General features: G+C 71.9%; 11 protein-coding genes. 5 read left to right on the plus strand and 6 right to left on the minus strand.

The genetic code is table 11. The annotated features are described in order from the left end of the window. Positions 1 to 657 precede the first annotated feature (657 nt). Genes AC067Z_RS02610 through AC067Z_RS02620 form a run of 3 tightly spaced genes read right to left on the minus strand, consistent with a single transcriptional unit; the run spans position 658 to position 3,558 of the window. Entirely contained in the window at positions 658 to 1,602 is a 945-nt protein-coding gene (locus tag AC067Z_RS02610) for a 3-oxoacyl-ACP reductase (protein ID WP_478787564.1), read from the minus strand. A gap of 13 nt (positions 1,603 to 1,615) precedes the next feature. Next, entirely contained in the window at positions 1,616 to 2,692 is a 1,077-nt protein-coding gene (locus tag AC067Z_RS02615; RefSeq protein WP_478787565.1) for a Zn-dependent alcohol dehydrogenase, read from the minus strand. Positions 2,693 to 2,703: 11 nt separating this feature from the next. Continuing rightward, positions 2,704 to 3,558: a MaoC/PaaZ C-terminal domain-containing protein gene (locus AC067Z_RS02620; RefSeq protein WP_478787566.1), complete on the minus strand. Its 855-nt coding sequence runs from the start codon at positions 3,556 to 3,558 to the stop codon at positions 2,704 to 2,706. A gap of 320 nt (positions 3,559 to 3,878) precedes the next feature. On the opposite strand from AC067Z_RS02620, the gene AC067Z_RS02625 reads away from it, so the two are divergent. From AC067Z_RS02625 to AC067Z_RS02640, 4 genes are all read left to right on the plus strand, one after another. Continuing rightward, positions 3,879 to 4,778, plus strand: coding sequence for an ABC transporter ATP-binding protein (locus tag AC067Z_RS02625; protein ID WP_478787567.1), 900 nt, complete (start codon positions 3,879 to 3,881; stop codon positions 4,776 to 4,778). After that, entirely contained in the window at positions 4,778 to 5,494 is a 717-nt protein-coding gene (locus AC067Z_RS02630; protein ID WP_478787598.1) for an ABC transporter permease, read from the plus strand. Before AC067Z_RS02625 ends, AC067Z_RS02630 begins: the two co-directional genes overlap by 1 nt. 10 nt (positions 5,495 to 5,504) lie before the next feature. Further along, positions 5,505 to 6,638 (plus strand): sensor histidine kinase, encoded by a 1,134-nt coding sequence (locus tag AC067Z_RS02635; RefSeq protein ID WP_478787568.1) that lies wholly within the window; start codon positions 5,505 to 5,507, stop codon positions 6,636 to 6,638. A 61-nt stretch (positions 6,639 to 6,699) separates the two neighbouring features. Further along, entirely contained in the window at positions 6,700 to 7,332 is a 633-nt protein-coding gene (locus AC067Z_RS02640) for a response regulator (RefSeq protein ID WP_478787599.1), read from the plus strand. Between the two features lie 19 nt (positions 7,333 to 7,351). Here AC067Z_RS02640 and AC067Z_RS02645 read toward each other — a convergent pair whose 3' ends face one another. From AC067Z_RS02645 to AC067Z_RS02655, 3 genes are all read right to left on the minus strand, one after another. Next, positions 7,352 to 7,744, minus strand: a complete 393-nt coding sequence (locus AC067Z_RS02645; RefSeq protein ID WP_478787569.1) for a peptidase inhibitor family I36 protein — start codon at positions 7,742 to 7,744, stop codon at positions 7,352 to 7,354. A gap of 94 nt (positions 7,745 to 7,838) precedes the next feature. Beyond that, entirely contained in the window at positions 7,839 to 9,278 is a 1,440-nt protein-coding gene (locus AC067Z_RS02650; protein WP_478787570.1) for an MFS transporter, read from the minus strand. A 130-nt stretch (positions 9,279 to 9,408) separates the two neighbouring features. Beyond that, positions 9,409 to 10,599 carry a lipid-transfer protein gene (locus AC067Z_RS02655; protein WP_478787571.1) on the minus strand — a complete coding sequence of 397 codons (1,191 nt, stop codon included), beginning with the start codon at positions 10,597 to 10,599 and terminating at the stop codon, positions 9,409 to 9,411. A 146-nt stretch (positions 10,600 to 10,745) separates the two neighbouring features. Between AC067Z_RS02655 and AC067Z_RS02660 the strand changes: the two genes are divergently transcribed. Next, positions 10,746 to 10,826, plus strand: an 81-nt coding sequence (locus AC067Z_RS02660) for a helix-turn-helix domain-containing protein (RefSeq protein WP_478787600.1), incomplete at its 3' end; no start/stop codon positions are given.

Below are 10,826 nucleotides of genomic sequence, written 5' to 3' on the forward strand. Positions count from 1 at the left end.
ACGTCCCACCTGGGCCGATGGCCGGAACGCCTGCGGCACCCAGCAGGGCGTCCCGCGCCGAGCACGCCTACGGGGCCTTCAACCGGACCGTACGCCTCGGCCCGGCGGCCCCCTCGGCCGCGGAAAGCGGCGCCCGGCAACGCTTGTTGTGCCGAGCACGTTGGCGGGGGGCTTCACTCGGACCGCCGCGCCTCGCTCGCCCCTACGGCCGGCGGCCGGGGAGGGGCCCCGACACGGCGTCCCGCGCCGAGCACGCCTACGGGGCTTCAACCGGACCCTACGTCTCTCCCCCACGGCCCCGCGGCCGCGGAAAGCGGCGCCCGGCAAGGCTTGCGGGGTACGGCCCGCGAGGAGGGGGCGCCAGCAGGGCGTCCCGCGCCGAGCACACGTGCGGGCTCCGCCCCCGAAGCCTGCGCCTCGCTCCCCCGCCGTGGGCTCGGGGCCGCCTCTGACGGAGTCCCGGGTGCCCACGCGCCGAGTGCACCCGGTCGGACCGGGTTGCCACGGCCGAGTACGCCCGGCCCGGCCACGTACAACTCCCCCACGGCCGCCGGGCCGTGGGGGAGTTCGAGGACACGGCCGAAGGCCGTGCGGGCCCGGGGCACGCTCCGGTTTCGGGGAACGGCGGGGAGGGGCGGGGCGGGGAAACGCTCCCGCCTACCCCCGCCGCAGGCCCAGTACCTCCGCCGCTCCGAACGTCTCGCCCGGTGGCCGCCCCGCGAAGTACGGCGTCAGTGCCTCGTCCAGCTCCCCGTACGTGAACGCGTCCTTCGCCGTGTCGAACTTCGCCGCCACCCTCGGACGTTCCATCACCGCCACCATCCCGCCGTGGACCACCAGCAGCCGGCCGTTGACGCCGGCCGCCGCCGGGGACGCCAGATAGCCCACCAGAGGGGCCACATGCTCCGGCGCGAGGGGGTCGAGGGCACCGGGGGCCGGTTCCGCGAAGCCCGCGAAGACGTCCTCCGTCATCCTCGTCCTCGCCCGGGGGCAGATCGCGTTCGCCGTCACGCCGTACTTCGCCAGCGCCATGGCCGTGGACGTCGTCAGGCCCACGATCCCGCCCTTGGCCGCCGCGTAGTTCGGCTGGCCCGCCGAGCCCGCGAGGAACGCCTCCGACGAGGTGTTGACGATCCGGCCGTACACCGGCCCCCCGCCCGTCTTGGCGCGCTCGCGCCAGTGGACGGATGCGAAGCGGATGGTGTTGAAGTGGCCCTTGAGGTGGACGCGGACCACCGAGTCCCACTCGTCCTCGCTCATCGAGAAGATCATGCGGTCGCGCAGGATGCCCGCGTTGTTGACGAGAATGTCGAGCTTCCCGTACGTCGTGACCGCCAGGTCGATCAGTGCGCGGGCCGATCCGGCGTCGGCGACGTCGCCGCGGTGGGCGACGGCCCGGCCGCCCGCCGCGCGGATCTCGGCGGCGACCTCCTCCGCGGGCGCGGCGGACGCGGCGCCGGAGCCGTCCCGGCCCGGCTGACCGTAGTCGTTGACGACGACCGCCGCGCCGAGCCGGGCGAGCTCGACGGCCTCGGCGCGGCCGAGACCCCGGCCCGCGCCGGTGACCACGGCCGACAGGCCCTCAAGGGGAAGGAGTGACATCGCGGCCCACCCCTCAGATCTCGATGCAGGTGCGCAGCGCCTCGCCCGAACGCATCTGCGCCAGCGCGTCGTTGATCCCGGACAGCGGCACCCGGTGTGTGATCAGCGACTCGAGGTCGATGCGCCCGGCCCGCCACAGCGCTATCGCCCGCTCGTAGGAGCGCAGCACGTCGCCGCCGCCGTACATCGACGGCAGGATGCGCTTCTCGTCGAAGAACAGCTCGAACATGTTGAGCTGCAGGAAGTCGTCCATGGCGCCCGCACCGACGATGCACAGGGTCCCTCCGCGCCGGGTCGTCTCGTACGCCGTGCGCGCCGTGGCGGACCTGCCGACGACCTCGAAGACGTAGTCGAAGCCCTCGCCGGCGGTGATGCGCTGTTTGGCGTCGGCGAGTTCGTCGGGCGACACGGCCTCCGTCGCGCCGAAGCGCAGCGCCGCCTCGCGCCGGGAGGCCACCGGGTCGACGGCGACGATCTGCGCGGCGCCCTGGAGCCGGGCGCCCTGGATCGCGGAGATCCCGACGCCACCGCAGCCGATGACGGCGACCGACGAACCGGCCTGCACTTGGGCGGTGTTGATGGCGGCGCCGAGTCCGGTGGTGACGCCGCAGCCGATGAGCGCGGCGATGTCGAAGGGGACGTCGTCGGGTATCGGCACGGCGCAGCCCGCGTCGACGACGACCTCCTCGGTGAACGTGCCGGTTCCGGCGAAGCCGAACACGTCGCCGCCGGAGCGCGTGAAGTTGGGGGTGCCGGCATTCATGAACCCGGCCAGGCACAGCTGGGTCTGGCCGCGTTTGCAGGACGGGCAGATCCCGCATGCGGGCAGCCAGCACAGCAGCACACGGTCTCCCTGCGCGAGGCCGGTGACCCCGTCTCCGACGTCGACGATCTCACCCGCGCCCTCGTGGCCGGGGATGAACGGCGCGGGCTGCGGCAGGACGCCGCTCATGGCGGAGACGTCCGAGTGGCACAGTCCGGTCGCCCGTACCCGGATCTTCACCTTGCCGGGGCCGAAGCCCACCGCCTCGACGTCGTCGAGGACTTCGAGCTTGTCCTGGCCGATCTCGTGCAGTACGGCTGCGCGCATGGCGGGTCCCTTCAGGAGGTCTCGACGAGGGTGTCGGCGAGTACAGGTGCGTCGTCCCGCTCCACGGCCGTGACCGAGGCCTGGACGCCGCCCTCGTGCCGCCACATCCGGATGCGCAGGGTCTCGCCGGGGAAGACGACTCCGGCGAATCGGGTGCTGTACGAGCGGACCCGGGTGACGTCGCCGTCGAGCAGGGTGTCGACGACGGCCTTGAGGGTCATGCCGTACGAGCACAGGCCGTGCAGGATGGGCCGCTCGAATCCGGCGCGCTTGGCGAACTCGGGGTCGGCGTGCAGCGGGTTCCAGTCGCCGGAGAGCCGGTAGAGGAGCGCCTGGTCCTCACGGATTGCGCGCTCGACGGTGCGGTCGGGGGCGCGGGCAGGGAGTTCGAGCCGCTCCGAGGGGCCCCGGTCGCCGCCGAAACCGCCTTCGCCGCGTACGAAGATCTGCGCGTCGCTGGTCCACAGCGGCCCATCGTCGTCGGCCGCCTCGGTGCGCAGGACGATGACGGCCGCCTTGCCCTTGTCGTACACGGCGACGACGCGCGAGGCGGAGGTGGCTGTGGAGCGGACGGGGACGGGGCGGTGCAGGGTGATGCGCTGGCTCCCGTGCAGGACGGCGGTGAGATCGACGTCGATGCCGGGCGCGCCCATCCCGCCGACGACGCCCATACCCGCGCCCGCGACGGTGGCGAAGCTGGGCAGCACGTGGAGCCGGGATTCGAGGATGTAGCGCAGCTCGTCGGGGTCGGTGGCGGGCAGGCCCGCGCCGATGCCGACGTGGTAGAGCTGGATGTCCTTGTGGTCCCACTGGATCGTGCTGGACCGGGGTTCGGCTGCGACGGCCCTGGCGGCGTCAATCGGCATGGGGCTGAGGCTCCTCGAAGGGCTCGTAGGGTCGAAGACCTCGGCACGGCCGTCCGCACCGTCGGCCGCACCGAGGTCGCCCGGACAGGGCCCGGAACGATCCGTTCTAGAACGCGTTCTAGGCCGATGGCGTCTATGTATAACGCAGCCCCGATGAGTTGTGAAGACTGCTGACGGCATGTCAGATCACCTGTCGGGGTCACGTACCGAGCAGGTGGCCGACGGGGCCTGCCGGTGGCCGCACCCGGGACATTTGTCACTGCCGGGTCCGTACATCCGCATCTGCCGGGGCGCCGTGCCCGCTCCGTAGCGTCGTGGTCATGACGCAGACCGCAGTTCACCTCGCCTGGGCGGCCAAGTCCTTCGGCGCCGTTCAGGCCGTGTCGGGCATCGACCTGACCGTCCCGCGCGGCGGAACCGTCGCCCTCCTCGGCCGCAACGGCGCCGGGAAGTCCACCACCATCGGGCTGATCCTCGGTCTGGACGAACCCGACGCGGGCGAGGTCCGCCTCTTCGGCGCCGACCCCGCGCGGGCCGTCGCCGCGGGCCGGGTCGGCGCGATGCTCCAGGACGGCCGCCCGGTCCCCCGGGTCACGGTCCGCGAACTGGTCTCCTTCGTCGCCCGCACGTATCCCGCCCCGATGCCCGTCGACGAGGCGCTGGAACTGGCCGGCGTCACCGCGCTCGCCGGCCTTCGTATCGACCGGATCTCCGGCGGCCAGGCGCAGCGTGTGCGTTTCGCGGTCGCCGTGGTCGGCTCTCCCGAACTGATCGTCCTCGACGAGCCGACCGCCGCCCTCGACGTCGAGGCCCGGCAGGCGTTCTGGGCCTCGATGCGCTCCTACGCCCGGCGCGGCAACACTGTCCTGTTCTCCACCCACTACCTGGAGGAGGCGGACGCGCACGCCGACCGGATCGTGGTCGTCGACCGCGGCCGGATCGTCGCCGACGGGACCGGCGAGGAGCTCAAGCGCTCCGCGGGCGGCAACCTCGTCTCCTTCGACCTGGCCGGCCGCGGATCCGCAGGTCTGCTGCAGCTGCCCGGTGTCGTCTCGGCCGAGGTGCACGGCGACCGTGCCCGGCTGCGCAGCGAGGACTCGGACGCGACCGTGGTCGCGCTGGCCGCGCTCGGGGCCGTCCGCGGTCTCGAAGTGGCCCCCCTCTCGCTGGACGACGCGTTCCTCGCCCTCACCGCCCGTGCCCCGGAGGCAGCCAAGTGATCACCGACTACGTCCTGTTGGAAGTCCGTCGCACCCTGCGCGACACCGGATTCGTGATCTTCGGGATCGGAATGCCGGTGATGATGTATCTGCTGTTCACCAACCTCGGCACCGACGACTCCGGGTGGAGAACGGCCTCCATGGTCGGCATGGCCGCGTACGGCGCCCTGGGGGCGGCCCTGTCCACCGGGACGGGCGTCGCGGAGGACAAGGGCATCGGCTGGCTGCGGCAGCTGCGCATCACGCCGATGAGTCCCCGGCAGGTCGTCGCGGGCCGCGCACTGACCGGTTCGGTGATCGTCCTGCCGTCCATCGCGGCCGTGCTGCTGGCCGGGGCGCTCGTCAACGGCGTCCGCATGGACGGCTGGCAGTGGGTGGCCGTGACAGCGGCGCTCTGGCTGGCAGCCCTCCCGTTCACCCTGCTCGGCATCGGGAACGGCTACCGCCTCTCCGCCCAGACCACAGGCGTCGTGAACGTCGTCTGCGGTCTCGGGCTCGCGATCGTCGGCGGTCTCTGGTTCCCCGTGGACCTGTTCCCGCAGTGGCTGCGCACCCTGTCCGGGTTCACTCCCACGAACCGCTTCGCCGAACTGGGCCGGTCGCTCGCCGAGGGCAGCGCTCCCGCGCTCACGGCCGTGACCGTGCTCGCCGTGTGGGCGGCACTGTTCGGTTCGTACGCGGTGGTCTCGTACCGTCGCTCCGCAAGGACGGCCTGAGGAGAGAGCGATGGTTTTCACCAAACGGCGCTGCAGGACCAGGCAGCCCGAGGAGATGGGGCCGCCCAACGGCTTCGCGATGCTGCCGTGGCTGCTCATGGGCATGGGAGCGATCGCGAACCTGGTCCAGGGAAAGACCCCGAACCCCTGGGTCGGCGGGCTGGAGGTGCTCGCCTTCAACTCCCTCTACATCGCCGTCGTCTTCCGCGCGTTCGACAAGGAGAAGCGCGAGGCGCCCACCACCCGGTGGCTGCTGCTCGCGATGACCGGCGTCACCTGCTGGCTGTCCGCCGCCTACGGCGGCGACTGGCTGCTGTTCTTCCCGCTGCTCGGCCTGGCGGTCGGCTCCGTGCTCCGCGGCCGACAACTGCCCGCGACCGTTTTTCCGTTGTGCCTGCTGGCCGCGGGCATCGCGGCCTGGCGGGACGGCTGGGGCGCGATCAACGTCGCGTACGGAACGTTCATCTCCGCCATGGTCACCGCCGCGGTCCTGGCCCTGTCCGAGACCGTCCGCGAGCTGCGGCGGACCAAACAGGAACTGGCGCGCACGGCGGTGGAGAAGGAGCGGTTGCGCTTCTCCCGTGATCTGCACGACCTGCTGGGCCACACCATGTCCGTGATCGTGGTCAAGGCGGAGGCGGCCCGCCGGCTCGGCCCGCACGACGTGCCGGCCGCACTCGCCCAGGTCTCCGACATCGAGACGATCGGCCGGCAGGCCCTGACGGAGATCCGGGAGGCGGTCACCGGCTACCGGGCGGGCAGCCTCACCACCGAACTCGACCGGGCCCGCGACACCCTGACCACGGTGGGCATCGACCCGGTGGTACGGCTGTCGGGCACCCCGCTGAAGCCGGAGACCGAGGCGCTGTTGAGCTGGGTGGTCCGCGAGTCGGTCACCAATGCGGTACGCCACTCCCGCGCCTCACGCTGCGACATCGAACTCACCGGCACCGCGGACCATGTGCGCCTGACCGTCACCGACGACGGCCGCGGCCGGGGCACGTCCGCCCCCGGCAGCGGTCTGCTGGGCCTGTCCGAACGGGTCGCTGCCGCGGGCGGCACGCTGGAGTCGGGGCCCCGGATGGACGGCGGCTTCCGGGTGGCGGCCGAACTGCCGGTGGACACGGTGGTGCAGCAGCCCTGACGCCCGCGTCCGCGGCGGGCGGACCGCGGGCTCCGGCCCTACCCTTGACAGCGTGGACGAGATGCCGCAGGACCACAGACCCGCCAAGTCCGTACGGGTACTGCTCGCCGAGGACCAGGGGATGATGCGCGGCGCGCTCGCCCTGCTGCTCGGCCTGGAGCCGGACATCGAGGTGGTGGCCCAAGTGGGCCGCGGCGACGAGATCGTGGACAAGGCGCTCACCTCGGTGCCCGATGTGGCGCTGCTGGACATCGAACTTCCGGGCATCAGCGGCCTGGACGCCGCCGCCGAGCTGCGCAAGGAGGTGCCCGACTGCCGGGTGCTGATCCTCACGACGTTCGGCAGGCCCGGCTATCTGCGCCGGGCGATGGAGGCAGGGGCGGCCGGATTCCTCGTCAAGGACGGGCCGGTGGAGGAACTGGCGCAGGCGATCCGGCGGGTGCTCACGGGCGAGACGGTGATCGACCCGGCGCTCGCGGCAGCAGCGCTGAGCGCCGGGCCGTCTCCGCTCACGGCCCGCGAACGGGACGTGCTGAACGCGTCGGTGGACGGCGCGACGGTCTCCGACATCGCGGAGAAGCTGCATCTGTCGGAATCGACCGTGCGGAACTATCTGTCGTCCACGATCGGCAAGACGGGCACCCGCAACCGCATGGAGGCGGTCCGGGAGGCCCGTCAGCAGGGGTGGCTGTGAGCCAGGATCCCGGGACCGGTCAGCACTCGCCGTCGAACCACTGGTTGGACTTGAGGTAGACGCCCCCGCTGGGGAACCGGCCCTTGCCCTCGGACGGGCCTACGTGCGCGCAATAGCGTGTTCCGGTGAAGTTGTAGCCGGTGTACGAGTACACATGGTCCTTGCCGACCGGCTCCCCGTTGTTGAAGAACGATTTGAACTTCGTGTTGAGGCAGTAGCTGTTGACCCAGCGTGCGATCGTGACCGGCGTCTCGCAGCGCTGGCCGGTGCCGTCCGCGTTCGGGTAGTAGCAGACGCTCCTGTACTCACAGCTCCACGCCGCCTGGGCCCCCACGTCCGCCTGGGCCGTGCCCGGTGCGACGAGGATCGCGCCCGCAGCGGTGGCGGCCGCCGCCGCTGCCATTGCTCGCATCTTCCCCACGATGACTCCCTCCGTTGTGCCGCACCGTTCGGTGCGTCGTCCCCGTCACAGTGAGGGCGTCGACGGTTGTGCGGTACCTGGGAGTTCAGAGGGTCGGGTCCTTCGCCGCCCGCTCCGATGCCGCCCGCTCCGATGCCGCGCGCGGCAGCCACAGCAGCATCAGGACCGCGGCGGCCAGCAGCACGCCCGTGCCCGTGCGGAACGCCAGCGCGTAGCCGGACGTCAGCGCCTCGGCCGTGGTCGCGCCGCCTGTGCGGGAGGCCGCGGCCGTGGAGAGGATCGCGAGGCCCAGAGCGCCGCCCATCGTGCGAGAGGTGTTGACGAGGCCGGAGACCAGGCCCGCGTCGCCGGGTGCCGCACCCGCGGTCGCGAGGGCGGCCAGCGGGGTCGCCGCGAGGCCGATGCCCGTCATCATCAGCACACCGGGCAGGGCGATCGTGGTGACGTACCCGCCGTCCGTGCCCATGGTCGACTGCCAGCCGAAGCCCGCGGCGGCGATCAGCGCACCGAGTACCGCGACGTTCCGGGCACCGGCGCGCACCATGAGGGGCGGTGCCAGCTTGGAGCCGATGACGACGCTCAACGAGCTGGGGATCAGGGCGAGTCCGGCCTGCGTCGGGGTGTAGCCGAGGACGTTCTGCGCGTAGACGGTCATGAAGAACCACATCGCGAAGGACACCGACCCGGTGACCGTCATGGCCACGTTCGCGGCGGACACCGCCCGCGAGCGGAAGACCTTCAGCGGCATCAGCGGTGCCACGGTAATCGCCTCCACGGCCACGAAGGCGCCCAGCAGCGCGATCCCGCCGAGCAGCGGCAGCAGGGTCGCGGCCGCCGCCCAGCCGGACTCCTCGGTCTCCACGATCCCGTAGGCGACGGAAGCGAGTCCGCCGGTGACCAGAACGGCTCCCGGCAGGTCGAGCCGGCGCCGGGCCTCGCCGACCCGGCTCTCGGCCAGCCACGCCAGCGCGAACGCCAGGACCAGGACACCGACGGGCACGTTGATCAGGAGCACCCAGCGCCAGGACAGCAGATCGGTCAGCACCCCGCCGACGAGTCCGCCGGCAGCGCCCCCTGCCGCACCGACGGCGGTCCAGGTGCCTATCGCCCGGGTGCGGGCGGGGCCGGGCGGCACGGCCGCGGTGATCAGGGTGAGCGTCGCCGGGGCGAGGACGGCCGCGCCGAGCCCCTGTACGGCGCGGGCGGCGAGCAGTTGCCAGCCTTCCTGCGCGAGTCCGCCCGCGAGGGACGCGGCGGTGAACAGCGCGAGCCCGACGAGGAACATCCGCTTGCGCCCGAAGATGTCGGCCGCCCGGCCGCCGAGGAGCATGAAACCCGCGAACGCGATCGAGTACGCGTTGAGGACCCACTGCAGCCCGGGCCCGCTCAGTCCGAGGTCGGCGCGCATGGAGGGGAGCGCGACATTGACGACGGAGACGTCGAGCACGACGAGGAACTGACCGGCGCACGCGGCAAGGACCACCGCCCAGGTGCGCGGCGTGCGGGCGGCGGCGGTTGACGACATGGGCGTCTCGGTGTGTGTGCGGGCTCGGACCATGAGTGTCATGGTCGCAGCCGCCACGCGGTCCGTACATCCGGAAATCGATGTACGGACCTGTCGCCCTTGGTCCTACGACCTCGGGCCACGGCAGCCGTTACGCCCTGCGCAGCAGCGTCACCACCGCCGCGCCGCCCAGCCCGATGTTGTGCGCCAGCCCGATCCGCGCGCCGTCCACCTGCCGCGGCCCGGCCTCCTGGCGCAGTTGCCGCACCAGCTCCGCGACCTGCGCGATCCCGGTCGCGCCGAGGGGATGCCCCTTGGAGATCAGCCCGCCCGACGGGTTGACCACCCACCGTCCCCCATACGTCGTCGCGCCGCTCTCGACGAGCTTGCCGGACTCACCGTCGGCGCACATGCCCAGCGCCTCGTACGTCAGCAGTTCGTTGATGGAGAAGCAGTCGTGCAGCTCGATCACGTCGACGTCCTCGACACCGAGTCCGGACGCCTCGTACGCCCGGCGCGCGGCGGCCCGTGACATCGGGCGCCCGACCGCGTCGATGCAGGAGCCGGACGCGAAGGATGCCTCGGTGTCGGTGGTCATCGCCTGCGCGACGATCTCCACGGCCTTGTCGTGCAGGCCGTGTTCGACGACGAAGCGTTCGGAGACGACGACGGCCGCTGCGGCTCCGTCGGACGTCGGTGAGCACTGGAGCTTCGTCAATGGCCGGTGGATCGTCCGCGAGGCGAGGATCTCGTCGACCGTGTACACGTCCTGGAACTGGGCGTCGGGGTTGTCCGCCGAGTGCCGGTGGTTCTTGGCGGCCACGGCGGCGAGCTGCGCCTCGGTCGTGCCGTACCGCTCCATGTGCTCGCGGGCCGCGTTGCCGAAGATCTGGGCGGTCGGCGGGCTCTGCTCGAAGCCGTGCCGGACGGCCATGATCCCGTAGTGGCGTGCGACGGGCGAGGCCGCGAAGTCGCCCCCGTCGGAGCCGGCGCCGAGGGCGCCGCGCGCCATCTTCTCGAAGCCCAGCGCGAGGACGCAGTCGGCGGCCCCGCCCTCGACGAACTGCCGGGCGAGCATCAGCGCGGTCGAGCCGGTCGCACAGTTGTTGTTGACGTTGTAGACGGGGACACCGGTCAGGCCGAGTTCGTACACGGCGCGCTGGCCCGCGGTGGACGCCTGGAAGCAGTGGCCGACGGGTGCCTGCTGCACCTGTTCGTAGGCCACGCCCGCGTCGGCGAGCGCTTTGCCGCCCGCTTCCCGAGCCATGTCCCAGTACTGCCGATCCCGTGTCCCGGGCTTGTCGAACGTGGTGTTCCCCACACCGACGACGTACGCCTTCATCTGATTCCTCCGTGGATACCCCTGCCTTCAGGCAGGGGAGGAAACGGACTCCTGCGGAGCAGGGCAACGGGCGGGGTTTCGCCGCCAGGGCGAAAGGCCGTGCTCTGACCCGCAGGTTTGGTCTTAAGTCGCAGTCCCGTTAGTTTGTGAGCGTGACCACGACGTGTGTGAAGCGGGCGTTCAAGTACCGCTTCCATCCGACCGATGCGCAGGCAGCCGAGCTGTCG

This window comes from Streptomyces sp. NPDC043812 (genome assembly GCF_056436245.1).